Source organism: Arthrobacter sp. MDT1-48-3 (genome assembly GCF_054511015.1).
The window spans coordinates 352,935-376,979 of sequence record NZ_JBTNDL010000002.1; the positions used below are offsets into that span (position 1 = coordinate 352,935).

Below are 24,045 nucleotides of genomic sequence, written 5' to 3' on the forward strand. Positions count from 1 at the left end.
TCGGGGAGGTTGTGCTGGGCATGAGTGAGAACACGACACCCCGGACCGGCGCCCCGCGCAGCACCATCGGCTTCATCGGCAGCGGCCACATCGGCTCGCAGCTCGCACGCCTGGCCGTCGCCCGTGGCTACCGCGTGGTGATGAGCAACTCACGGGGCCCGGAGACGCTGCAGGACCTCGTTCGCGAACTCGGCGACGCGGCGCGTGCCGGGACCGTCGACGACGCCGCGCGGGAGGGCGACGTCGTCGTCGTCACCATCCCGCTCAAGGACATCGGCTCGGTCCCCGTGGAGCCGCTCGCCGGGAAGCTGGTCATCGACACCTGCAACTACTACCCGGACCGGGACGGCCGGATCGCCGAGCTGGACGACGAGACCACGACCACGAGCGAGCTCGTGCAGCGCCATCTCCCGGGTTCCTCCGTGGTGAAGGTCTTCAACAACATCGCCGCCGCCCAGCTGACCACGGACGGCACGCCCGCCGGCACCCCGGACCGCCGTGCACTGCCGATCGCCGGTGACGACTCCGACGCGAAGCAGGCCGTGGTGGAGCTCCTCGACGAGTTCGGCTTCGACGCCGTGGACGCTGGATCCCTCGCGGAGGGCTGGCGCTTCCAGCGCGACACCCCGGGGTACGGCACGGTGCACGACGCCGACGGCATGCGCGGGGCCCTCGGCCAGGCGCGGCGCTACGCCGAGATGGGCTGACGCCCGCTCCCCTGCTGCCCCGCTCCTGCAAGGATTCGTGCCGGAACCGGCCCGCGCGCGCAGGTATTGCTCAGTATTGCCGCAGCCTGCCCGTGGGCGCCGTCCGACGTCCGCTCTCGGGTACGTTGGATGCTGGCTTCATGGTCCCTCAGGGTCCGGTGATCTCCTGCGCTCATACCGATCCGGCGTAGGTGCACCACCGAAGCCCTGATCAGGTAGACCGAGAACAGAAGTGGAGCGTACTGGGCCGATGACGACACTGTCACCGAACGATCCGTCCGCAGACAGTGGTGGGGCCCCTCAGCGGGAAGCCTCGTCCGGTGGCCGGACGCTGCTGATCCGGGCCATCGTGCTCGTGACGGCCGTCCTCGGCCTCAACTACGTGGTGTGGCGGTGGCTGTACTCCATCAACTGGGACGCATGGTGGATCGCCATCCCCCTGGTGCTGGCGGAGACCTATTCCCTCGTGGACTCCCTCCTGTTCGGCTTCACGGTGTGGAAGCTCAAGAAGCGCAGTGCCCCCGAGCCTCCCGCCGGCCTCACCGTGGACGTCTTCATCACCACCTACAACGAGCCGCTGGACCTCGTCCTCACCACCGCCCGGGCCGCCAAGGACATCCGCTATCCGCACCGGACATGGATCCTCGACGACGGCAACCGGGCCGAGGTGCGGGCAGCGGCCGAGGCCGAGGGGATCGGCTGGATCACCCGGTCCGCGGACTGGAAGGACATGCCGCGGCACGCGAAGGCCGGCAACCTCAACAACGCGCTGGCCTCCACGGACGGCGAGTTCCTCCTGATCCTCGACGCCGACCAGATTCCCGACCCGCTCATCCTCGACAGGACCCTCGGGTACTTCACCAACGACAGGATGGCACTGGTCCAGACCCCGCAGGTCTTCATCAACGTGCCGGAGTCCGATCCCCTGGGCAGCCAGGCACCGCTCTTCTACGGCCCCATCCAGCAGGGCAAGGACGGGTGGAACGCAGCGTTCTTCTGCGGCTCGAACGCCATTATCCGGCGTGAGGCGCTCATGCAGCTCGGCGTCACGCGCTACGTCACGGAGATCGAACTCTCCCTGAACCGCGCGCTCAAGACCGCCGACCGGGTGATCGCGAAGGCCAAGAAGGGCCTCGACGCCGACAACCCGAGGATGTCGGATGCCCTGGACCTGGTGGCGAAGGACCTGCGCCGGGTACGCCGCAGGCTCCAGAAGGGGGACGGCATCTCCGAGGTCACCTATGAGTTCCAGCAGCGCGTGGAGCAGGTCAGCCGCGACCTCGTCTCCGCGGACATGGCTGCGCTCCACGAGGATCTCGCCTCCCTCGAGGAACTCGGCATCGAGGGCCTCGAGGGAGGGGCGCCGGGCACTCCCGACCTCGCCGTCGTGGACGCGGGCGCGCTCGACCAGCTCGCCCAGCGGTCCTGGTCGCCGCTGGCCGCGATCGACGCCGTCCGCCTCCTCATCGAGTCGGTCAACGCCGACCGCGGCGGTGAGGCGCAGGCCGTCATGCCGATGGCGACCATCTCCGTGACCGAGGACATGGCGACGTGCATGCGCCTCCACGGCCTCGGCTGGGAGACGGCCTACCACCACGAGAAGCTCGCCGACGGACTCGCTCCCGAGGACCTCAACTCCATGCTGACCCAGCGGCTCCGCTGGGCCCAGGGGACCATCCAGGTGATGTTCCGCGAGAACCCGTTCGCCCAGAAGGGCCTCTCGATCGCCCAGCGGCTCATGTACGCGGCGACCATGTGGAGCTACCTCTCCGGCTTCGCCGCGGTCGTCTACATCGCCGCGCCCATCATCTACCTGATCTTCGGCATCCTGCCCGTCAGCTCCATCAGCACCGAGTTCTTCCTGCGGCTCATCCCCTTCCTCCTGGTCAATCAGCTGCTGTTCGCCGTCGTCGGCAAGGGCGTGAAGACCTGGCGTGGGCAGCAGTACTCGCTCGCGCTGTTCCCCGTCTGGATCCGTTCGATCACCTCGGCGTTCGGCAACGTCTACATGGGCAAGAGCCTCGATTTCGCCGTGACGCCGAAGACCCTGCAGCAGGACAACCAGCTGCGGTGGGACCTCGTGAAGCCGCAGCTGTGGGCCATGGGGCTGCTCGTGGCGGCGGTGGTCATCGGCATCATCCGGATGGCCGTGGGACAGGCGGACATCCTGGGGACCTCCGTCAACATCGTCTGGGTCCTCTTCGACCTCGTCATCTTCAGTGTCATCATCGAAGCCGTCCGCTACCGGGGATACGAGCACTACCAGTCGGACATCGCGACCGCCAAGGCCCGCCAGGAAGCGAAGGGATGACGGCCGCCGCCGGGAGCCGGGCGCTGATCCGCCTGGTCCTGCCGGTGGCACTGGTGCTGGGGTTCCTGGCCGGAAGCCTGCCCGTGCAGGCCGATGCCGCGGGCCTGCCCGCCACCACGCACGGCAGCGGCCAGGCGCCGGTCGAGGACCCGACAGCCCTCGCCGAGGGTCGCTACTTCGGCCCGGAGCTCGACTGGTCCGAGGACAACGCCCGCGCCTACGCCGACCGCACCGGGACGACGCCGTCGTTCTTCAGCCGTCCGATCCCCTACCCGCTCGACGCAGCGGCCGAGCGCGACCTCTTCGACCTCGCACGGCAGGAAGCACCCCTGGGTGCCGTCGCCGTCGTCACCCTCGAGCCGACGAAACCGCTCGACGAGCTGACCGGCGACGACGCCGCGCCTCTCGCCGACACGCTCGGCCGCATCGGCGACGAGTTCCGCACCGCCTTCTTCCTCCGCTTCGCACCCGAGATGAACGGCACCTGGCACGGCTGGGGCCAGCAGCCCGCCGGGTACGTCGACGCCTTCCGGTCCCTCGCCGGTGTCATCCACTCCGAGGTCCCGACCGCCGCCATGGTCTGGGCGCCGTCGTACGCGGCCGGCTACCCGTTCACCGAGGCGTACGGCGCCGTGGAGGGTCTCGCGTCCGGCTCCGTCACCGCCCTCGACACGAACGGCAACGGCCTGATCGACGGCGGCGACGACCCGTACGCGCCCTACTACCCGGGGGACGACGCCGTCGACTGGGTGGGCCTGTCCATGTACCACTTCGGCAGCTACGAGCAGGGCGCCACCACGAACGCGGACGGGACGCGCGAGTACTCCGGCGCGATCACCACCTCCGTGCTCCCGGAACCGGACAAGTTCGCAGACCAGCTCGCCGGCATTTACGGCGCGGCCCCGGGCGCTCCCCGTATCGATTTCGTGAAGGACTACGCCGCAGCGAAGGGCAAGCGGTTCCTCGTCCAGACCGCCGCACTCCACGATCCCGAGGATTCCGACAGCGCCCCTGAAGCGGACATCAAGCGCGCGTGGCTCGACCAGCTGTTCGACCCGGTGATCACTGCGCGATATCCGGAGATCGGCATGGTGTCCTGGCTCGAGGCCGAGCGGGAGGAGCCGGAGGCGCAGGGCCACACCGTGGACTGGCGGCTCGGTGCGGACGAGGCGACGGTGGCGGCGCTGCGCGACACCCTCGATGCGGCACCGGGTGTGCGGCTCGGGCCGATCACCCAGGTGGTCGACCAGGCGGACGCGAACGAATCGACCCGGCAGGTGTGGCAGGCAGGCGCCCCGGTCAGTGCCGTGATGGGCTGGCTCGTCGCCTGCGTCGTCGGGCTCTTCGCCCTGGTCCTCCTCGCCGGAGCAGCCAAGCGCTTCGTTCCGCACTGGCGGTATCCTGACGAGCACGCTTCCCGGGACGCCCGCATCGACCTGCTGCGTGGCTGGATCATCACCTCGGTGGTCGTCACCCACATCGAGGTCGCCGGGCCCTGGTCCTTCATCTCGCGCACCCTGATCGGGACGATCACCGGAGCGGAACTCTTCGTCCTGCTCTCCGGCGTCGTCCTCGGGATGGTGCACCCCATCGCCGTCCGGCGACGCGGGGCCGGCGCGGCCGCCAGGAGCACCACCCGACGGGCGGTGAAGCTCTACGTCACGGCCCTGGCCGTGGTCATCACCGTCTACCTGCTCTCCCTGGTGCCGTTCATCGACGCGTCGGTGCTGACCACCTTCACGGACCGCGGAACAGGCCAGGCCGGAACGGGAGCCGCGGGGCGCGTGTACGACCTGTACCCGAACGTCGCACGCCTGGTGGACTACCCGCCGCCCGCCTACGCGGTACGGGACCTGCTGCTCCTGAACATGGGGCCGTGGGCCTTCAACATCATGGGCCTCTACGTCGTGCTGACGCTGACGGTTCCCCTGCTGGTCCTGCTGCTGCGGAAGAAGCTGTGGTGGCTGGTGCTGGCCATCAGCTGGGCACTCTACGCGGTCGACGCCGTGTTCTCGCTGCGGGTCCTGGACTCGCAGTTCCAGGACGTCTTCCCCCTGCTGACCTGGCAGGTCATCTTCGTCCACGGCGTCGTCCTCGGCTACCACCGCCGCTCGATCATCGACGCCCTCAGCACACGTCGCGGGAAGATCCTGGTGGGCGCCGCCACCGGCGCCTACGCCCTCGTGCTCGGTACCCTCTGGCTGAATTCCACGCTGGAACTCGGTCTGCCGTTCATCCCGGCCGGCTTCTACGAGACCCTGTACGAGTCCGCGTACGTGCGGGTGTTCCTGCAGCCCGGCAGGCTCCTGAACCTGGCCTTCTTCATCCTTGCCGCCCACGTGATCCTGACCGCGTTCTGGCGCCCCATCAACACGCTGACGGGCTGGCTGTACGTCCCGCTGGGGCGTGCGAGCCTGTACGTCTTCATCCTCCACGTGTTCTTCGTGCTCGCGGTGGCGAACATCCCGGGCCTCGACCGCACGGACGCCTGGCAGGGACTCCTGATCCACGCCGTCGTGACCCTCGTCATCTGGGTTCTGGTCAAGCGGAGGGTCCTCTTCGGGATCATCCCGAACTGACCGCCCCCGCCCGGCCGCCCGGCGACTCTCCGGCCGGATGGAGGACCGTGGCGCTGACCGCGGGAAGTGTGCCGGTCCGGTCCCTCGTGGCTCCCGGGGGACCGTCCGTACCGGTAGACTGGAGGGGCTCCGCAGCACCGCTGCAGGATCATGAGCCCCCCGGGGCCGCTCGTCCCAGTTCTGGTCTCGCCGTCGACGACCCCGTCCGGCCGGCCCGTTTGCTCGGACATCTTCACCGGCTCCAGGACGTCGTCGCACCAGCGCCACCGATGTCGATCCGCACCGTGATGTCCATTCACGGCCCCCGCACCACCAGTGAAGGCTCCATGACCTCCTTCCCCACCCCGGCACGCCTGTCGTCCCTCGGAGCGCTGCTGTTCGACCTCGACGGCGTGCTCACCCCGACCGCCGAGGTCCACATGCAGGCGTGGTCGCGGCTGTTCACTCCCTATCTGGAGGGGAAGCAGGTGGAGGGCTACACCGACGCGGACTACTTCGCCTCCATCGACGGCCGCCCCCGCTACGACGGCGTCCGGGCACTCCTGGCCTCCCGCGGCATCACACTGCCCGAGGGCCTCCCCGGGGACGCGCCCGAGCTGGAGACCGTCTGCGGGCTCGGCAACCGCAAGAACCGGGCCTTCAACGAGACCCTCGAGGAGGACGGCGTCGCACCCTATCCGGGGTCCCTCGCATTCCTCGACGCAGCCATCGCCGCCGGCGTCGCCGTCGCGGTCGTCACGAGCTCCCGCAACGGTGTCCCCGTCCTCGAGGCCGCCGGTCTCCGCGACCGCTTCGACGTCGTGGTCGACGGCGTCCTCGCGGCCGACCGGGAGATCGCCGGCAAGCCCGCTCCCGACACCTACCTCTACGCCGCAGACCTGCTGGGCCTCCCCGCCTCGGCGTGCGCAGTGGTCGAGGACGCACACTCCGGCGTCGCCGCCGGTCGGGCGGGTGCCTTCGGTCTCGTCATCGGCGTCGACCGGGGCGTCGGCGCCGACACCCTCCTCGCCCATGGCGCCGACACCGTCGTCGACGACCTCGCCGAACTCCTCCCCTTCCTCCCGACCCGGCCGGCCACCGCCGCCCCGGGCGCGCGTACCTCCTGACCAGGACATCCCTCATGAATCTCATCACCTCCGATCCACTGGACCGCAACCACTTCCCCGTGGACGAGTGGGCGCTCGTCGAGACGGAGTTCGACGTCGCCCTCCAGGGCCGTACCGAGACACTCTTCTCCGTCGGCAACGGCTATCTCGGCCTCCGCGGCAACGTGGACGAGGGCAGGGACGGGCACCACTACGGCACCTTCATCAACGGCTTCCACGAGACCTGGCCCATCCAGCACGCGGAGGAGGCCTTCGGTTTCGCCCGCGTCGGACAGACGATCGTCAACGTCCCCGACGCGAGGATCATCCGGCTGTACGTCGACGACGAGCCGTTCGTCCTGACGGAGGCCGACATCCTGCGCTACTCGCGGCGTCTCGGTTTCTCCGACGGGCTCCTCGTGCGCGAGCTCGAATGGCGCACACCCTCCGGCAAGCGCGTCCTCGTCCGGACGCGCCGCCTCGTCTCCTTCACGGACCGCCACCTGGCCGTCGTCGACTACGAGGTGGAGATGCTGGACGCCGAGGCGTCCATTCTCATCTCGAGCCAGATCCTCAACCGCCAGGACGGCATCGACAAGGACCAGGTGAACCCCGTCGCGGAGAACACGTCCTTCGACCCCCGCAAGGCGGATGCGTTCAAGGACCGGGTGCTCCAGCCACGGCTCAAGCGCGTCGACGGTTCCCGCTACCTGCTCGGCTACCGCACCACCAACTCCTCGATGACCCTGGCCTGCGGTGTGGAACACGAGCTCGTCACGGACAACGAGTGGGACGAGCGGTCGCACATCGAGGACGACCTCGCCAAGCACGTCTACCGCGTGAAGGCGATGCCCGGCCGGCCCATCCGGCTCGTCAAGACCATCACCTACCACACCTCCCGCGGCGTGCCCGTCCGCGAACTCGCCGACCGCTGCGAGCGCACGCTCGACCGCGCCCGCGAGATCCCCCTCGAGCAGCAGTACCGGAAGCAGCGGGAGTGGCTGGCCGACTTCTGGTCGCGCTCCGACGTCGAGGTGGAGGGCCAGCCGGCCATCCAGCAGGCCGTACGCTGGAACATCTTCCAGCTCGCCCAGGCCACGGCCCGCACCGACGGCGGCGGCATCGCAGCCAAGGGCGTGTCCGGCTCCGGGTACGGCGGCCACTACTTCTGGGACACCGAGGTCTACGTCCTCCCCTTCCTCAGCTACACCGCTCCCCTCGTCGCACGGAACGCACTCCGCTTCCGCCAGGCCATGCTCGAGCCGGCACGCTCGCGGGCGGCCGAACTCAATCAGCGTGGGGCGCTGTTCCCGTGGCGCACCATCAACGGTCAGGAATCCTCGGCCTACTACGCCGCAAGCACCGCCCAGTACCACATCGACGCCGACATCTCCCACGCGCTCATGCAGTACGTCGCCGCGACGGGCGACGAGGACTTCCTGGTCCGCGGGGCGATCGACATCCTCGTGGAGACCGCGCGGATGTGGGCCGACCTGGGCTTCTGGCGCAGCAACGGCGACGACAATTTCCACATCCACGGCGTCACGGGACCCGACGAGTACACGACCGTCGTCAACGACAACCTCTATACGAATGTCATGGCCCGCGCCAACCTCAAGGCGGCGACGCGTTCCGTCGAATCGCTACGGGCCGACGATCCCGTCGCCTACGAGCGGATGGTCGCACGCCTGAATTTGTCCGAGGACGAGATCTTCGAGTGGTCGCTCGCCGCCGAGAAGATGCACATCCCCTTCGACGAGCGCGCGGGCATCCATCCGCAGGACGCCGCGTTCCTGGAGAAGGAACTGTGGGACCTCGAGAACACGCCCGCGAGCAAGCGGCCCCTGCTGCTGCACTACCACCCGCTGGTGATCTACCGCTTCCAGGTCCTCAAGCAGGCCGACGTCGTCCTCGCGCTCCTCCTGCAGGGCCACGAGTTCACCGCGGAGCAGAAGCGCGCCGACTTCGAGTACTACGAGGCCCTGACGACCGGGGACTCGACCCTCTCCGCGGTGGTCCAGTCGATCATCGCCGCCGAGGTCGGGTACCAGGACCTGGCGATGAGGTACTTCCAGTCGGCCCTGTTCGTGGACCTCGCCGATCTGCACCGCAACACCTCGGACGGCATCCACGTCGCATCGACCGGAGGCGTGTGGAGTGCCCTCACCTACGGGTTCGGTGGCATGCGCGACCACGGCGGCCGCATCACCTTCGACCCGCGCCTCCCCGAGGGCTGGACCCGCATGAGTTTCCGTGTGACCCTGCACGGGACACGCCTGCGCGCGGAGGTCACCCAGCATGCCATGACGCTGACGGTCGAATCCGGTGGAAGCGCGACGGTCTCCGTCCGGAGCCAGGTCGTGCACGTCGAGGCCGGCAGTCCCGTCACCGTCCACCTCAGCCACCAGGGTCCGCGCCTGACCGGCGCTCCGACGACGAGTGACATCGAGGGGACCCGGCGGGCGGACGGCACGCTGGTGACCGCGTCGATGCCCACCGTCACCGTCAGGCCCTGACAGCACTCCTGCGGCACGCCGTGGCGTGAGCCGCGGGCGAGGCTGCGGCCACGCACGGCTGGGGTTGCTGCCACGCCCTCGGGCAGGGACGCGGGCCACGCACGGCTGGGGATGCGGGCACGCCGTCGTCCGGCTCAGGCCGGCGCCAGTCACGTCTGATCGGTGCCCCTCAGGTCGAAGCCGGCGACCGTCATGTCTGATCGGTGCCCCTCCGATGGGAGCCACCGATCGCCAGGTCGAAGCCGGCGACGGTCGGACCGGAGCCGGCGACCGTCAGGCGTGCGCGTCGACAGCGGATCTGGTCGCGATCGGCGTCGTCCCGTGGTGACCGTCCCCGGCGCGGCTCAGCTGGAGCCGCGCCAGATGCGCCGCCAGAAGGACGCCCTCTGCGGTTCCGGCGGCGCGGCCGCCTCCGCCGCGAGGCGCGCTGCGGCCCGGCGTTCGCGCCACCGCTCCACCTCGGCGTCGACGTCGCGCAGTTTCGTGATCACGGGCGGCCCGCCGAGGAGCTGGCGCCTCGCGTCGATGACGCGGTAGTTGAAATCCTCGAGGACCTCGCGCACCTGCCGCTCGGTGTACTGGCGGTCGAGGCGGTCGTCGAGCTCAGCGTCCTCCGTGCGGAGCAGGATGGCCCGCGGTCCGAGCCCGGTGATGTTCTCGCGCTGGATGAGTCCCTTGACCCACCAGTCCGGATCGTGCGCCTCCCCCAGGCCGGGGATCGGCTTGCCGGCAAGAGCCAGGTCGTCGAACTCCCCGCGGGCCACGGCCCGGTCGACGATCAGGCGTGCCCGCCGGACCTCGTCCTCCCCCGTGCGCAGCGGGGCCATCTCCCCGTTCGGTGCATCGCCGTCGTCGTTCTGGCGTTCCAACTCGGCCAGCGCATCGCTCGCATCGCCTCCGCCACCCCGGGCAGCCCGGTACTGGGCCGCCTTGCGCAGCCTCTCCTCGTGCTCCTGGGACCCGCTGATGCCGCTGCCCTCCGCCTCGCTCGTGCCGGTCCTTCAAGTATTCCGACGGGGCCGAGGGGCCCGCAACCGATTCTCCTGCGGACGAACGGCCTCGCGCCGCGGGGTCGCACGCGCGACGGCGCGGGTTCATGCACGCGTTCCGACGGCTCCGCCCCGTTCCCACGGCGTGTCCCGTCGCGACACGCGGTTGGTGGGACGAAACGCGTGCACGAAGCCGCAGCACAGCCGTCGAAACACGTGCACGAAGCCGCAGCATGGCCACCGGAGCGCCGGGAACGACGACGGCGGGCGCCCTGAGGGGCCCGCCGCCGGACAGCAGGTACTAGACGAGCCAGGCCGTCGTGTCCCCCGGCAACCGGCCGTCGACGAGGGGCGAGCTGCTCAGCACCACACTGCCGGCGGGCAGGTCCACCGGCGACGACCCGAAGTTCGTGACGCAGTGCCATCCGCCGGGACGCGTGAAGTGCAGGACGTCGGCGGAGGGCGTAGCAACCCAGTCGAAGTCCTCCTCGCCCTGCAGTTCGCGCCGCAGTTCCAGGGCACGGCGGTAGAAGCTGAGGTTGGAGGCCGGATCGCCCTCCTGCACCTCGACGGCGTATTCGCCGAACCACTCCGGCTGCGGCAGGTGCGCGCCGCCGAACCCGAAACCGAAGGACTCGCCGTCCCTGGTCCACGGCAGCGGCACGCGGCAGCCGTCACGGCCGACGTCGACGCCCGTGTTGCGGAAGAACGTCGGGTCCTGGCGGTCCTCGGCGGCGATGTCGGCGACCTCGTGCAGTCCGAGCTCCTCGCCCTGGTACACGTAGGCGGAGCCCGGGAGTGCCAGCATGAGCTGCGTGACCGCGCGGGCGCGGCGTTCGCCGAGGTCGCGGTCCAGGGCCGGCTCGGTGCCACCGCTCAGGAGCCAGGCCGATCCGTCCTGGCCGCCCTGCCCGCCCTGCCCGGGCTTGCTCCTGCTGTCGGGGTCGGCCGGCGGGAGCCCGTAGCGCGTGGCGTGGCGGACGACGTCGTGGTTGGAGAACACCCAGGTCGACGACGCGCCGGAGGACGTCGCCTCGACGAGGTTCCTGGTGATGATGTCGCGGAACTGGCCCGGGTTCCAGTCGGCCTTGAGGAGATCGAAGTTGAACGCCTGGCCGAGCCCTTCCGGGCTGGCGTAGCGGGCACGGCGCTCGGCGTGGACCCAGGCCTCGGCCACGGCCGTCCGCGGCGGCGTGTACTCGTTGAACACCGCACGCCATTCGGCGAAGACCTCGTGGACCTCGTCGCGGTCCCAGAACGGGTGCCGGCCGTTGTGGTTCTCGTCCTCGGCGCCGAGCTCGGCCTTCGAGGGCAGGGGTTCGGTCATGTCCTTGGTGAGGGCGTGGGCCACGTCGACGCGGAAGCCGTCGACACCGCGGTCGGACCAGAAGCGCAGGGTCTTCAAGAAGTCGTCGCGCACCTCGCGGTTGTCCCAGTTCAGGTCGGGCTGCTCCCGGGCGAAGATGTGCATGTACCACTGGCCGTTCGCGGTCCGCTCCCAGGCGGGTCCGCCGAACACGGAGTCCCAGTCCGACGGCGGCTCGTCGCCGTTCGGACCCTTGCCGTCGCGGAAGATGTAGCGGGCCCGCGCGGCCGACCCCTTCGGCGCTGCCAGTGCCTCCCGGAACCAGGCGTGCCGGTCGGAGGTGTGGTTGGGGACGATGTCGGCGATGAGCTTGATGCCGGCCTCGTGCAGCGCGGCCACCATCTCGTCGAAGTCCTCGAGGGTGCCGAGCTTGGGGTCGACGTCGCGGTAGTCGTCGACGTCGTACCCGCCGTCAGCCAGTGCGGAGGGGTAGAACGGGCTCAGCCAGACGGCGTCGATGCCCAAGGACCTGAGGTACGGGATCCGGGACGTGATGCCCTTCAGGTCACCGATGCCGTCACCGTTGGAGTCCGCGAAGCTGCGCGGGTAGATCTGGTAGACGGCGGCCTGGCGCCACCAGGAGGGGTCCTGCATGCGCTCGGCGAGCGCATCGGCGGAGAGCCCGGACGTGGCGTCGACGGCCGAGTCGACCTCGGGGTTGACGGTGGAAGTCACGAAGGTGTCCCTTTCGAGGAGTGGGGATGTGGATGTTACTTGGAGGATCCGCGCATCACGCCGGAGATGACCCAGCGCTGCGCGAAGAGGTACACGATCAACAACGGTGCCATCGCCATGAGGTAGGACGCGAATGCCACCGAGTAGTTGGTGTTGAATTGCCCCTGGAAGATGAACTGTGCCAGTGGCAGCGTCTGCGCCGACGGGTCGGAGAGGATGACCAGCGGCAGCAGAAAGTCGTTCCACGCCCAGAGGCAGGTGAGGATGCCGACGGTCGCGTTCATGGGGCCGAGGAGCGGGAAGATGATCCGCCAGAAGACGGTCCAGGTGGTGGCACCGTCGGTGAGCGCTGCCTCCTCGAGTTCGAGCGGGATGGACCGGATGTAGGCGACGTACACGAAGATGTTGAACGAGAGCCCGTACACCGTGTAGAGCAGGATCAGGCCCAGCTGGTTGTCGAGCCCGAAGATCGCCGTCTGCTTGACCACCGGCAGCATGATGATGGGGAACGGCACGAACAGGGCTGCGATGAAGTAGAAGTACAGCCCCTTGAAGAACCTGCGGTGCATGTTCCTCGCGATCGCGTAGGCGACCATCGAGTTGGTGACGAGGGTCAGCAGCACCGTGCCCACGGTGACCAGCCCGGTGTTGAGCAGGGCCCGCGGGAAGCTGGTCAGGGTCCAGGCGTCGGCGAAGTTCTCCCAGCGGGCGGTGGTCGGCAGACCGAAACCGGTGCCGCCGAGCTGGTCGGGCGTCTTCAGGGCCGTGACCACGGTGAGGTAGAGCGGAACGAGCACCGTCAGGGCGCACACGGCGACGAGGGCCGTCAGCCACCAGTTCACGCGGCGACGATCCGGTCGGTAGGCATGTTCGACGACGTCGTCGCCGTCAGGGCGGTCGGCGGCCACGCGGCGCACCGCGGAGGAGGATGTGGCGGTCATCAGAACGAGGCCTCCCTGCGCTGCAGGATCCGCAGCTGGATGAATGAGATGGCGATGATCACGAAGAGGTAGAGGACGGCGTTGGCGGTCTGGTAGCCGTACTCGCCGCCCTGGAAGCCGCCCCGGTAGATGAGCAGCGAGATCGATTCGGTGGACGTCCCGGGGCCGCCGGCGGTCAGCGAGATGATCTGGTCGAAGACCTGCAGGAAGTTCTTGAGGCTGAGCACCATGTTGATGGTGAAGAACGCGCCGATCATCGGGAACGTGATGGACGTGAACTGCTTCCAGGGCGAGGCCCCGTCCAGGGACGCCGCTTCGTAGAGCTCGCCCGGGATGGTCTGCAGCCCGGCCAGGTAGATGATGATGTTGAAGGCAGCGGCCTGCCAGACGGACAGGATGACGACGCCGATCCAGGCGGTGTCGGGGCTCGCCAGGATGCTCGTGGTCAGCGATGTGATGCCGAGTGCGTCGGCGATGGCCGGGACGGAGTTCGAGAAGAGGTAGTTGAACACGTACCCGACGATCAGGATGGACAGGATGTTCGGGATGAAGAAGATGCCCCGGAATCCGGTCTTGAAGCGGATGCGTCCGTTGAGCGCGATGGCGACGGCGAGGGCGATGATGTTCACCGCCACCGTGGACACGATCGCGAACAGGAACGTGAAGCCGTAGGCGCCGTAGATGCGGTCGTCGCCGAAGAGGTTGGCGTAGTTCCGCAGGCCCACGAAGGACCATTCGCCGTAGCCCGCGTAGTTCGTGAGGCTGAAGAACATCCCGGTGAGGAGGGGCACGGTGTGGAACACGGCGAACAGGGCGAGGGCGGGGAGCACCATCAGGTAGAAGACCCGCGGCACGCGCCGTTCCCCGCGGAGTGCCGTCGGCGGTGGGCCCGGGCGTGCCGGGCTGCTGACTGGTGTGCTCATGTCAGTCCTTCTCGTTCGGGATGGTCCGAGCTGCGATCTTGCTCCACTCGCGGTCCAGGGTGGCCAGGAAGTCCTCGGTCCGTCCGCCGAGCACGAGTTCCTGCAGGTACTGGGGCAGCGGCAGGCTCGCGGGGAGCTGGTGGTCGATGAAGCCGATGATCCGGTTGTCGTCGAAGTACGGGGCGAGGCCGGCAAGCGCCGGGTCCGTGGTCTCGGCGCCGGTCGCCAGCGGGGAGAAGGCGCTCTGCTCCTGTGCGTACCGCTCGACGACCTCGGGGGACATCAGGAACTCGACGAACCTCCTCGCCTCCTCCGGGTGGTCCGTGTCCCGTCCGATGGACACACCGACGTCGACGCCGGACACGACGACGGTGTCCTCCGGGGAGTTGGTCGCCGGATAGGGGAAGGAACCGATGTTCGCGTCGGGGTCGACGGCCCGAATGGCGGGGATGGCGTAGCTGCCCTGCAGGTACATCGCGGACTCCCCCGTCGCGAAGGCGGCGTTCCCGGCGTTGTAGTCCCGGCCTGCGGCGTCGTCCTGGCCGAACGCGTAGAGCGCCGTCAGCTTCTCCATCGCTTCCGGGTAGTCCTTGGAGAACGACACCTCACCGGACTGCACGTCCGGCCCCTGGGCGCGGAGCCGGTCGAAGAAACCCTCCGGCTGGAGCGCACCCCCGAGGTTCACGAAGGCGGGGCCCACCGTCCAGGCGTCCTTGATCGTGGTGTAGAAGGGTGTGACGCCTGCGGCCTCGAAGGTCCGCGCCGCGTCCAGCAGTTCGTCCCAGGTGGTCGGCACCTCGACGCCGTACTGCTCGAAGAGGTCCCTGTTGTACAGGATGCCGCTCGCATTGCTCGAGAACGGGACCGCGTTCACCTCGTCGCCGCAGGATCCGAGGTCGCGGATGATGTCTCTGACCGCCGGCCGGACCTGCTCGACGACGGGCAGGTCCGAGAGGTCCGCGAAGACACAGGCCTTCGCGAGGTCGCCGTAGCGCCCGTTGCCGTTGAGGGTGAGGACATCGGGGGTCTTGTCCTTGACCAGGAGGGTCCGGATGGCGGTATCGGCGTCCGGCACGTGGTTCTGCACCACCCGGATGCCCGGGTTGGCGGCCTCGAACTCGTCGATGATGGCGCTGAAGTTCGCGACCGCTTCGGGTTTGAACTGGAAGAAATCGAGCGTGACGACGTCGTCCTGGGCTGCGCATCCCGGGAGGACCAGCGCGAGGGCCGCCGCTCCTGCCGCGCATCGGACGGCGCGCCTCGCGCGGCCGTGGGGTTGCTTCACAACTGGCTCTCCTTCGTGCTGTGTGAGGGCGTGCCGTGTCCACGTCCGTGTCGAACTGGGCACTGGTTATTTTTACGACAGAAATAAGAGCGGTGTCAACCATTCCACTCACGCGACATCCGGAGCGTCCGCAGGAGTATCCCCACCGAAAAGCCAGCCCATTAGCGATACTCTGAAAATAAGTACCCCCTGCGAACGGAACATCATGGACGCGGTCACCTCGCTCGCACCCTCCAGCCCGGCCCGGGCGCTCGCGCGCGAAGTCCTCATCCGCGGACCCATCTCCCGTGCCGACCTCGCGGCCCGCCTCGGCCTGTCGGTCGCCAGCCTCACGCGGCTGAGCAAGCCCCTCCTCGATGCGGGCGTCCTCCGGGAGTCGGACGAGGTCGCGGCCGCGGCCATCGGGAGGCCCGTCCGCCCGCTCGAGGTCAGTCCGGACGCGCACCGGTTCGTGGGCGTCAAACTGACCGGCGACACCGCGTCCGCGGTCGCGACGAATCTCAAGGCCGATGTCGTCGGGTCGAGCGAGGCGGCGCTGCCGGGTCACGCCGTCGGGGAGGTGATCGACGCCATCGTCGACGCCGTGGCCGACCTCGGGCCCCTGGCGGGATTCAGTGGTATCGGCATCAGCATCGGCGGCAAGGTGGACTCCGGTGCGGAGGTGCTGCGCGCCCCGTTCCTCGGGTGGCGCGACGTGCCCCTCGCCGCACTCGTGCAGGAGCGGACCGGGCTGCCGGTCGCCGTCGAGAACGACGTCGTGGCCCTCACGATCGCGGAGCAGTGGTTCGGCGCGGGGCGCGGGGAGAAGGACTTCGCCGTCCTGACGGTCGGCGCCGGCGTGGGCTACGGGCTGGTGATCAACGACGCCGTCATCTCGCCGCCCGATGCCGGGCTCGGCCTCGTGGGGCACTATCCGCTCGACCCCTCCGGGCCACGGTGCATGGAGGGCCACCGCGGGTGCTCCTCCGCCGTGCTGACCATTCCCGCCATCTGCTCCCAGTTCGCCGCCTCCACCGGCGAGCAGCGGACCTACGACGAGATCCTCGGGCTCGCCGGGGAGGGCCACCCCGTGGCCGCCGCCGTCGTCCGCGCGGCGGGAGAGGCGCTGGGCCTCCTGGTGTCGGCGGTCGCGAACCTGACGATGGTGGAGTTCGTCGTGCTGTCCGGTGAGGGCATGGATCTGGCGGACGTCGCAGCCGAGGCACTGCGGGCCTCGATCGACTACCACCGCGACCCGGAAGCGGCGCCCATCCGGCTGAGCCGCCAGCCGTCGGACTTCGCCCAGTGGGCGCGCGGGGCTGCCGCCGTCGTCATCCAGCGCACCATCCTCGGGACGCTCCGCTGAGGAAATCAGCTCACGTCGGAATGATGGGGCGGCCCGGGTGCTTGCACGGAGTATGACAACTCTCGCGATCATCGGAGCAGGACGCGGCCTCGGGGCCGCTGTGGCACGGCGTTTCGGAGCGGAGGGATTCTCCGTGGCCCTCATCTCCCGGAGCCAGGGCAAGGTGGACGCCCTCGCCGAGGACCTCGGCAGGGAGGGCATCCAGGCACGCGGTTTCGCGGCGGACGTCCGGAACCCCGAATCCATCGCCGCAGCCCTCGAGGCCGCCACCGAGACACTGGGCCCCATCGAGGTGCTGCAGTACAGCCCCCTGCCGCAGAAGGACTTCATGCGGCCCGTCCTCGAGACGACACCGGCCGACCTCAGGGGCCCGGTGGAGTTCTCCATCTACGGCCCCGTCGCGGCGGTGCATCAGGTACTGCCCGGTATGAGGTTCCTCGGCGGGAACCGTGGCACCATCCTGTTCGTCAACGGCGGGTCCGCGGTCAAGCCCGGCCGCGGTGTCACCGGCACCTCGGTGGCCTTCGCGGGCCAGGCGGCCTACGCCCAGCTGCTGCACGAGGTGCTCGGCGAGGAGGGGATCCACGTCTCGCAGCTCATCATCGGCGGCCGCATCATCGAGGGCGACCCGGAGAAGGACCCGGCCGTCCTCGCCGGCGTGCTCTGGGACCTCCATGCCCGACGGGACACCTTCCGCCGGCAGATCAGCGCCGACTGACCGGACGGGCCGGATCGGTGTAGGCACCCCCGGTCCTCGCGGACAGGACCGGGGGTGCCTACTTCCCGACGCCGTCCGCGAGTCCGCGGACGAAGTACTTCTGGGTGAGGAAGAAGAGCAGGATCACCGGGACGGCGGCGATCGTCATGCCGGCGAACACCACGGGGTATTCGGTCCCGTGCTTGCTCATCAGGTTGGTCAGCCCGATCGGCAGGGTCTGCAGGTCTCCCCCGCTGGTGAACACCATGGCGAACAGGTATTCGTTCCAGGTGAAGAGGATGTTCAGGATCACGCTGGACACGAGGATCGGCTTGCACATGGGCAGCACGATGCTCCAGAAGGCCCTGGCCTTGCCGGCCCCGTCCACCGCTGCCGCCTCGTCGATCTCGACCGGCAGGTCCACCATGTAGGCGCGGATCAGGAAGGTCGTGAACGGGATCCGGAACGCCACGTACAGGATGAGGAGCGCCCAGAACGTGTTGTAGAGCCCGAGCGCCTGGAACATCCTGACGAGCGGGATCAGCGCGACGGCGGGGGCGAGCATCAGGCCGCCGAGGATCAGGGCGAGCACCGTCCGGCTGAACGGGATGTGCATCCGCGTGAGTCCGTACGCCGCCCAGGCGCTGATGAAGACGGTGGCGATGGTCGCCGTGACGGTGACGAGGATGCTGGTCATCAGATAGCTGCTGACACCGCGGTTCCACGCCTTCGCGTAGTTCTCCCAGGTGAACTGCAGCGGCAGCGCGAAGGGGTTGCCGAACAGCTCGCTATTGGTCTTGAACCCGTTCAGGACCATCCACAGCAGCGGGTAGATCACGACGACGGCAAGGGCCAGCAGGAACGACGCGACGAAGGTCCGCGCGACGACGCCGAGGACACTCGTTCGGGTCACCATTCGACTCTCCTCTTCCGTGTGATGGCCAGCTGCAGGAGCGCGACGCCCAGGGTCAGGACGAAGATCACCGTCGCGATGGCGGCTGCGTAGCCGAAGTCGTTGCGGCCGAAGCCCATCCGGTAGAGCCATGACACCAGGACCTGGCTGGAGTTGTTGGGGCCGCCGCTGGTCATCACCATGACCTCGTTGAACACCTGGAACGCGCCCGAGAGCGTGACGATGATCATCAGGCCGGTCATCTCACGCGTGAGCGGGACGGTGACCTGGAGGAACCTCCGGATCGGGCCGACGCCGTCGAGCGACGCGGCGTCGTAGAGGTCCTGCGGGATGCGCTGGATGGCGATCGCGAACAGCAGCGTGGAGTAGCCGAAGCCCTGCCACTGGCTCATGGCGATCACGGCCCAGATCGCGGTGCCCTCCTGCCCCAGCCAGGCCTGCGTCAGCGCATCCAGTCCGACGCCCCTCAGCAGCGCGTTCAGGATGCCCAGTTCCGGCTCGTACACGAAGTAGAACAGCAGCCCGGCGACCGTCAGGGAGATGGCGGACGGCACGAAGTAGACGGCCCGCAGTGCGCGGCGCCACCGCTCGGACCGGAGGCCCTCCACCAGCGCGGCGAGGAGCAGCGCGCCGAAGACCTGGCAGACGAGGGAGACCGCCGCGTAGGCCGTGTTGTTGAGCAGCGCCCGCCAGAACACGGGGTCGCCGGCCAGCTTCTCGTAGTTGGCCAGCCCCACGAAGGAGGAGCCGCCCGCGTAGATGTCCCACTTCATCACGCTGTACTGCAGGTTCTGGAGCAGGGGCAGGTAGACGAAGACGCCCAGCACCAGGAGCGCCGGAGCGACCCACACCCAACCGCGTGGCCTGCGGGGCCGCCGCGCCCCTGCGTCGACGGTTCGTGGAAGCAGGGGCGCGGCGGGTGCGGTGCTACTCGGCGCTGTCTGAAGCGGCGCGGACATTGCTCAGAACCTCTTCGGGAGTCTCGGATCCGGACACCAGCGCCTCGCCGCCGGCAAGCCAGGCGTCCGCGACATCGGGGACGGTGACGGCGTCGAGCCACCCGAGGAGGTAGCTGGCCTCATTGAGCTTCGCGACACCCTCGACGACGGCGGGGCTCGCCGTGGATGCGGAGACGGCACCGACGATCGTGCTGGGCTGGCTGAAGGGGGCTCCGGCGAGCGTCTCCGCGTTGGCCTTGCTGGTCGCGAACTTGAGGAAGTCGACGGCGAGCGCCTGGCGGGGGGACCTCGCGTTGACCATCATGCCCTCGGGTGACCCCTCGAGCGCGGCCGGATCGCCTTCGGCCCCCTCGGGGGCGGGCAGGGCGAAGATGCCGAAGTCCTCGGCGGTGATCTCCGAGCCGTCCGTGACCACCGAGTCGAACTCCAGGATCTCCTGGAAGTACATGGCTGCCTGGCCGGCGGACTGCGCCTGCTGCGCCGTGGAGTACAGCACCCCGTTGGAGTCGGTGCCCGTGGCAGTGCAGTCCCGCACCACCGTCTGGAACTCCTCGAGCGACTTCGCGTAGCCGGGGTGGTCCCAGCTGGCCGTCGCGGGGACGAAGTCCTTCTCGAGCACGTCCCGGGGCACGTTGTAGGCGAAGAGCTGCTGGAGGAAGTGCAGGCCGGGCCAGCCGTCCTTGTTCCCGAAGGCGAGTGGCTCCACGCCCTGCGCCTCCAGCTTCGGGCAGGCTGCGATCAGCTCCTCGAAGGTGGTGGGGACGGCGACGCCGGCCGCCTCGAAGATGCTCTTGTTGTAGCCCATGAACTTGCCGTTGTTGTAGAGGGGGACGGCGTAGTACTTGCCGTCCTGCGCGAAGGCATCGAGCGACGCTGCCCCGAACGTGGAGCCCCAGTCCGAATCGGGCGAGAGCACGTCGCTGAGGTCGGTGGCCAACCCGCCCTCGATGAACTTGTCGGCGTAGTCGCCGGTCCAGGAGAAGTAGATGTCCGGCAGTGCCGAGGAGGCCACCAGGGTCTTGGTCTTGTCCTTGATGCTCTGGTCGGTCTCCTGGATGATCTCGAAGTCCACGTCCGGGTGCAGCGCCGTGTACTCGGCTGCGAGGTCCTCGAAGTAGGGCGACAACGGCTCGCCGCCGAACTTCGTGAGGATCGACAGCGTCCCCTCGTACTCGGGCGCGGCCGTGAGGTCTGCCGCCTCGACATCGGTCCCGCCTCCACAGGCCGTGAGGCCCATCAGTGCCGCGGCGGACACCGCACATACTCTCCGTCGGACGTTCTTCATGGCCGAGCCTCCTTGATTGACCGGGACGTGCCCGGAAGCCTCCGCTGCGGTGGGGAGCAGCTGCCCGATGGGCCTGCCCTTTTCGCGTGGTGCGGATCACAGTAGCGCAAGTTTGATACCGGTACCAGACCCTCGACCACAAAGATGCGAAAGCAACGGGACGGACAGAAGAAGCGCATGCAGATGGTTGACTCGCTCAATTTCTGCGTGCAACGATGTGCCGGTGATACCGGTATCAGTTTCGGGTCATCATCGCCTCCTCCGAAGGGATCGTCATGCTGAAGTTCGATGAGGACCAGTTCCTCACACGCGCACAGAGTTTCCTGGCCCTGCAGCCGCGCATAGAAGAAATCGTCGGAGGCCTGTCCGACGTCGAAGCCGTGTTCCTCATCGGGTCGGGCGGGACCTATGCGGCCATGTGGCCCTACGAGCACCTCCTGCGCCGGAACACCACGGTTCCCGTCCGGTCGGCCATCGCCGCGGAACTCGTCCTCTCCGGTGACGCCCTCCTCAACGAGCGTTCCGTCGCCGTGTTCGCCTCCGCCTCGGGCACCACCGAGGACGTGATCGCGTGCATCGAGTTCTGCCGGGCCCGTGGCGTCCGCACCATCGGGTTCACCGGCATCGCCGAGAGCCCCATCGCGCAGGCCGTGGACCACGCGCTGATCACCGAACCCGACGCCTGGCCGTTCGATCTCGGCCTGCTGCTCCTCACCACGCGGTTCCTCTCGGAGCGCGGGGAGTTCGCCGGCTACGACAAGCTGGTCGACCAGCTCCAGGCCGTCCCCCAGGCCCTCGTGGGCGTGGCCCGCCAGGCGGAGCCGCTGGCGGAGGCCTTCGCGGAACGGCACAGGGAGACGGACTTCCACTTCGTGGTCGGCAGCGGCAACCTCTGGGGCCATGCCTACCTGTACTCCATGTGCATCCTCGAGGAGATGCAGTGGCTGCACACCACCCGGGTGCACGGTGCCGAGTTCTTCCACGGCTCCCTGGAGCTGATCGAGCCCGACACCAGCGTCCTGCTCTTCGTGGGCGAGGACGAGACCCGCCCGCTGATGGAGCGCGTCGTCGCGTTCTCCGAGAAGTACTCGCAGGCCACCACGGTCCTCGATACCGCGGACTACCCGCTCGAGGGCATCGACGACGAGTTCCGGGGACTGCTGGGCCCGCTGGTGATGGACACCATCACCAGTCGGATCAGCAAGCACCTCGAGAAGCAGCGCGACCACTCGCTCGACCTGCGCCGGTACTACCGCGTCGTGGAGTACTGAGCCGTGTCGTCCTGAGCCGACGGCGAGACCCCCTCGCCGGCCGGGTGCCCGCCACCCGGCCGGCGGCCCTTCCTCCGAACAGCAAGGCACCCATGCGCGTTCTCGGCTATGGCGACAATATCGTCGACCGCTTCATCGACCGCCGCACGTCCTATCCCGGCGGCAACAGCGTCAATTTCTCCGTGTTCGCGCGGCGCCTCGGAGCCGATGCGGGATATCTCGGCGTGTTCGGGGACGACGTGTTCGGGGACCTCCTCAGGGGGGCGCTCCTCGCGGAGTCCGTGGACATCTCACGCTCCATCACCCGGCACGGCCCGAGTGGCTGGACCAACATCCGGCTGGAGGACGGCGAGCGCCAGTTCCTGGACTGGAACGGAGGAGGCATCACCCTCGCGGAGCCGCTCCGGCCCTCCCCCGGGGACCTGGCGTACCTGGCCGGTTTCGACGTCGTGCATTCCAGCGTCTACTCGGGCATCGAGGAGCACCTGCCGGCCCTGCGGACCGCCGCCGCCCGCGTGAGCTTCGATTTCTCGTCCGACGACGACCGCCGGTCCGACACCTACCTCGCTGCCGTGTGCCCCTCCGTGGACCTCGCGCAGTTCTCCTGCGCGGACCTGAGCCACCGGGAGTCCCGGGACCTCCTCTCGACGGCGATCCGGTTCGGCGCCGGCGCGGCCCTGGCGACGCGCGGCACCGAGGGCGCCCTCTTCCTCGACGGGGGCACGTTCTACGAGGACGGGGCGGAGCACGTCCCGCCGTCGTCGATCGTGGACACCATGGGATGCGGGGACGCCTACCTCACCGCGTTCCTCCTCCGGCTGGTGCAGGCCGGCTGGTCACGGACGCACCGTGCCGCCGCCGCCGACGTCGCCGCCGCGATGCGGGCAGCCGCCCTGTACTCCGCCCGGCAATGCACGGTGGAAGGGGCGTTCGGCCACGGCCGGCCGTTCTCCGACGCGGACCCGGAGGCTGCGCGCGCCGCCCTCGCAGGTCCGGCCGCCCCGCTGTCTCGTTACCATTAGCCCATGGCGTCCGAGCATCCTTCCAGCAGCGCCCCCACCATCTCCGACGTCGCGGCGGAAGCGGGTGTCGGCCGGGCGACGGCGGCGCGGACCCTCGGCGGCTACGGCTCGGTGAGCGCGGTCGCCCGTGAACGCGTCCTCGCCGCGGCCGAGCGCCTCGGGTACCGGTCCAACATCCTCGCGCGGAGCATGACCACGGGGGTCACCAATTCGCTCGGTATCGTCGTCGCGGACATCGGGAACACGTTCTTCTCCGGCCTGATCCGCGGGGCCTCGGATGCAGCGAGCGCACGGAACCTCGACGTCATCGTCATCAGCACCTACGAGGACCTGGCGGCCGAGCGCCACGCCGTCGGCGTGCTCCTCGACAAGCAGGTGGACGGCATCGTGGTGTCCTCGGCCGCGGTCGGCGCGCCCGAGGCGGAGCACCTCACCGAGGCGACCCGCCGCGGGACACCGGTGGTCCTCATCGACCGACTGATCCCGGGACTGCACCTGGACGCCGTCGTCGTCGACAACCGGGCCGAGGCACGACGCGTCACGAGGACGCTCATCGAGGCCGGCCACCGGCGCATCGGCTTCCTGTGGGGGCCCACCACCGATGCCGCGATCGACACCCTGGACGGTCTCCTGACGGTCAACACGCGCAGCCTGTGGAGTGATGCCGAGCGGCTCCGCGGATACCTGGATGCCCTGCAGGATGCAGGGATCCCCTACTCGCCGGCACTCGTCAGCACCGGGGCGAAGACCGAGGAGTCCGCGGCGGAGGCCGCCTCCGTGATGCTCCGGTCCGCCGATCCTCCCACCGCGATCTTCGCGACGGAGGCGGAGGCCCTCATCGGCGCGCTCCACGCGGTGCAGGATCTCGGTCTCTCCTACCCCGGGGACGTCTCGCTGGTGGGTTTCGACGACACGAGCTGGGCGACGGTCATGCAGCCGCCACTCACCATGATCGCCCAGCCCGTCGACGAGATGGGGCGGCTGGCGGTGGAGCAGGTCGTGTCGCGGATCGGTGCGCCGGAGTACGAGCCGCGGCTGCACATGCTCCCGGCCGAGCTCATGCTCCGCTCCTCCATCGGACCGGCGCAGGCAATACCGGCGGTGCCGGCGGAGGCCATGCCGGCGGTGCAGGCGCAGGCGTCACCGGCGGGACAGGGCTGAGCCCTCGCCGATGCG

Annotated in this window: 18 protein-coding genes; 10 read left to right on the forward strand and 8 right to left on the reverse strand. The window is 69.0% G+C overall.

Annotated elements, in window-relative coordinates; translation table 11 throughout:
• Positions 1-20: 20 nt before the first annotated feature.
• The 5 genes from ACX80L_RS06560 (at position 21) to ACX80L_RS06580 (ending at position 9,198) form a co-directional block, all read left to right on the forward strand.
• Entirely contained in the window at positions 21-707 is a 687-nt protein-coding gene (locus ACX80L_RS06560; protein WP_459288449.1) for an NADPH-dependent F420 reductase, read from the forward strand.
• A gap of 250 nt (positions 708-957) precedes the next feature.
• Entirely contained in the window at positions 958-3,018 is a 2,061-nt protein-coding gene (locus tag ACX80L_RS06565) for a glycosyltransferase (RefSeq protein WP_459288451.1), read from the forward strand.
• On the forward strand, positions 3,015-5,597 hold the full coding sequence (opgC, locus tag ACX80L_RS06570; protein WP_459288453.1) for an OpgC domain-containing protein: 2,583 nt from the start codon (positions 3,015-3,017) through the stop codon (positions 5,595-5,597). Before ACX80L_RS06565 ends, opgC begins: the two co-directional genes overlap by 4 nt.
• Positions 5,598-5,923: 326 nt before the next feature.
• Positions 5,924-6,703, forward strand: a complete 780-nt coding sequence (locus ACX80L_RS06575) for an HAD family hydrolase (RefSeq protein ID WP_133082660.1) — start codon at positions 5,924-5,926, stop codon at positions 6,701-6,703.
• A 14-nt stretch (positions 6,704-6,717) separates the two neighbouring features.
• Positions 6,718-9,198: a glycoside hydrolase family 65 protein gene (locus ACX80L_RS06580; RefSeq protein ID WP_459288455.1), complete on the forward strand. Its 2,481-nt coding sequence runs from the start codon at positions 6,718-6,720 to the stop codon at positions 9,196-9,198.
• A 344-nt stretch (positions 9,199-9,542) separates the two neighbouring features.
• Here the strand turns inward: ACX80L_RS06580 and ACX80L_RS06585 are convergent, their stop codons facing one another.
• The 5 genes from ACX80L_RS06585 to ACX80L_RS06605 form a co-directional block, all read right to left on the reverse strand.
• Positions 9,543-10,067: a DnaJ family domain-containing protein gene (locus ACX80L_RS06585; protein WP_459288457.1), complete on the reverse strand. Its 525-nt coding sequence runs from the start codon at positions 10,065-10,067 to the stop codon at positions 9,543-9,545.
• 421 nt (positions 10,068-10,488) lie between these two features.
• Positions 10,489-12,147: a glycoside hydrolase family 13 protein gene (locus ACX80L_RS06590; protein WP_459288810.1), complete on the reverse strand. Its 1,659-nt coding sequence runs from the start codon at positions 12,145-12,147 to the stop codon at positions 10,489-10,491.
• 116 nt (positions 12,148-12,263) lie between these two features.
• Positions 12,264-13,169, reverse strand: coding sequence for a carbohydrate ABC transporter permease (locus ACX80L_RS06595; protein WP_459288459.1), 906 nt, complete (start codon positions 13,167-13,169; stop codon positions 12,264-12,266).
• The gene (locus tag ACX80L_RS06600) at positions 13,169-14,092 is read right to left on the reverse strand and encodes an ABC transporter permease subunit (protein WP_133082656.1); all 924 of its coding nucleotides are present in this window, start codon (positions 14,090-14,092) and stop codon (positions 13,169-13,171) included. The genes ACX80L_RS06595 and ACX80L_RS06600 overlap by 1 nt, the downstream gene beginning before the upstream one ends.
• A 1-nt stretch (position 14,093) precedes the next feature.
• Positions 14,094-15,377: an ABC transporter substrate-binding protein gene (locus ACX80L_RS06605; RefSeq protein WP_459288462.1), complete on the reverse strand. Its 1,284-nt coding sequence runs from the start codon at positions 15,375-15,377 to the stop codon at positions 14,094-14,096.
• 205 nt (positions 15,378-15,582) lie between these two features.
• Here ACX80L_RS06605 and ACX80L_RS06610 point away from each other — a divergent pair, with 205 nt between their 5' ends.
• Together ACX80L_RS06610 and ACX80L_RS06615 are read left to right on the forward strand one after the other, a co-directional pair.
• Positions 15,583-16,722, forward strand: a complete 1,140-nt coding sequence (locus ACX80L_RS06610) for an ROK family protein (protein ID WP_459288464.1) — start codon at positions 15,583-15,585, stop codon at positions 16,720-16,722.
• A gap of 52 nt (positions 16,723-16,774) precedes the next feature.
• Positions 16,775-17,440: an SDR family NAD(P)-dependent oxidoreductase gene (locus ACX80L_RS06615; RefSeq protein ID WP_459288466.1), complete on the forward strand. Its 666-nt coding sequence runs from the start codon at positions 16,775-16,777 to the stop codon at positions 17,438-17,440.
• Positions 17,441-17,498: 58 nt separating this feature from the next.
• Here the strand turns inward: ACX80L_RS06615 and ACX80L_RS06620 are convergent, their stop codons facing one another.
• Genes ACX80L_RS06620 through ACX80L_RS06630 form a run of 3 tightly spaced genes read right to left on the reverse strand, consistent with a single transcriptional unit; the run spans position 17,499 to position 20,576 of the window.
• On the reverse strand, positions 17,499-18,335 hold the full coding sequence (locus tag ACX80L_RS06620; RefSeq protein ID WP_459288468.1) for a carbohydrate ABC transporter permease: 837 nt from the start codon (positions 18,333-18,335) through the stop codon (positions 17,499-17,501).
• Positions 18,329-19,291 (reverse strand): carbohydrate ABC transporter permease, encoded by a 963-nt coding sequence (locus tag ACX80L_RS06625; protein WP_459288470.1) that lies wholly within the window; start codon positions 19,289-19,291, stop codon positions 18,329-18,331. The genes ACX80L_RS06620 and ACX80L_RS06625 overlap by 7 nt, the downstream gene beginning before the upstream one ends.
• Positions 19,260-20,576, reverse strand: coding sequence for an ABC transporter substrate-binding protein (locus ACX80L_RS06630; RefSeq protein WP_133082650.1), 1,317 nt, complete (start codon positions 20,574-20,576; stop codon positions 19,260-19,262). Before ACX80L_RS06630 ends, ACX80L_RS06625 begins: the two co-directional genes overlap by 32 nt.
• A 275-nt stretch (positions 20,577-20,851) precedes the next feature.
• Between ACX80L_RS06630 and ACX80L_RS06635 the strand changes: the two genes are divergently transcribed.
• The 3 genes from ACX80L_RS06635 to ACX80L_RS06645 all read left to right on the forward strand — a co-directional run bounded on the left by ACX80L_RS06635 (position 20,852) and on the right by ACX80L_RS06645 (position 24,030).
• Positions 20,852-21,847, forward strand: a complete 996-nt coding sequence (locus tag ACX80L_RS06635) for an SIS domain-containing protein (protein ID WP_459288472.1) — start codon at positions 20,852-20,854, stop codon at positions 21,845-21,847.
• A 92-nt stretch (positions 21,848-21,939) separates the two neighbouring features.
• Positions 21,940-22,869, forward strand: a complete 930-nt coding sequence (locus ACX80L_RS06640) for a PfkB family carbohydrate kinase (protein WP_459288474.1) — start codon at positions 21,940-21,942, stop codon at positions 22,867-22,869.
• A gap of 3 nt (positions 22,870-22,872) precedes the next feature.
• Positions 22,873-24,030 carry a LacI family DNA-binding transcriptional regulator gene (locus ACX80L_RS06645; protein ID WP_459288476.1) on the forward strand — a complete coding sequence of 386 codons (1,158 nt, stop codon included), beginning with the start codon at positions 22,873-22,875 and terminating at the stop codon, positions 24,028-24,030.
• Positions 24,031-24,045: the final 15 nt, after the last annotated feature.

Excerpts from the sequence above, each read along its gene's own strand:
- ACX80L_RS06560 (WP_459288449.1), top strand. The coding sequence starts at position 21 with ATGAGTGAGAACACGACACCCCGGACCGGCGCCCCGCGCAGCACCATC.
- ACX80L_RS06565 (WP_459288451.1), top strand. The coding sequence starts at position 958 with ATGACGACACTGTCACCGAACGATCCGTCCGCAGACAGTGGTGGGGCC.
- opgC (WP_459288453.1), top strand. The coding sequence starts at position 3,015 with ATGACGGCCGCCGCCGGGAGCCGGGCGCTGATCCGCCTGGTCCTGCCG.
- ACX80L_RS06575 (WP_133082660.1), top strand. The coding sequence starts at position 5,924 with ATGACCTCCTTCCCCACCCCGGCACGCCTGTCGTCCCTCGGAGCGCTG.
- ACX80L_RS06580 (WP_459288455.1), top strand. The coding sequence starts at position 6,718 with ATGAATCTCATCACCTCCGATCCACTGGACCGCAACCACTTCCCCGTG.
- ACX80L_RS06590 (WP_459288810.1), bottom strand. The coding sequence starts at position 12,147 with ATGCAGGACCCCTCCTGGTGGCGCCAGGCCGCCGTCTACCAGATCTAC.
- ACX80L_RS06595 (WP_459288459.1), bottom strand. The coding sequence starts at position 13,169 with ATGACCGCCACATCCTCCTCCGCGGTGCGCCGCGTGGCCGCCGACCGC.
- ACX80L_RS06600 (WP_133082656.1), bottom strand. The coding sequence starts at position 14,092 with ATGAGCACACCAGTCAGCAGCCCGGCACGCCCGGGCCCACCGCCGACG.
- ACX80L_RS06610 (WP_459288464.1), top strand. The coding sequence starts at position 15,583 with ATGGACGCGGTCACCTCGCTCGCACCCTCCAGCCCGGCCCGGGCGCTC.
- ACX80L_RS06615 (WP_459288466.1), top strand. The coding sequence starts at position 16,775 with ATGACAACTCTCGCGATCATCGGAGCAGGACGCGGCCTCGGGGCCGCT.
- ACX80L_RS06620 (WP_459288468.1), bottom strand. The coding sequence starts at position 18,335 with ATGGTGACCCGAACGAGTGTCCTCGGCGTCGTCGCGCGGACCTTCGTC.
- ACX80L_RS06625 (WP_459288470.1), bottom strand. The coding sequence starts at position 19,291 with ATGTCCGCGCCGCTTCAGACAGCGCCGAGTAGCACCGCACCCGCCGCG.
- ACX80L_RS06630 (WP_133082650.1), bottom strand. The coding sequence starts at position 20,576 with ATGAAGAACGTCCGACGGAGAGTATGTGCGGTGTCCGCCGCGGCACTG.
- ACX80L_RS06635 (WP_459288472.1), top strand. The coding sequence starts at position 20,852 with ATGCTGAAGTTCGATGAGGACCAGTTCCTCACACGCGCACAGAGTTTC.
- ACX80L_RS06640 (WP_459288474.1), top strand. The coding sequence starts at position 21,940 with ATGCGCGTTCTCGGCTATGGCGACAATATCGTCGACCGCTTCATCGAC.
- ACX80L_RS06645 (WP_459288476.1), top strand. The coding sequence starts at position 22,873 with ATGGCGTCCGAGCATCCTTCCAGCAGCGCCCCCACCATCTCCGACGTC.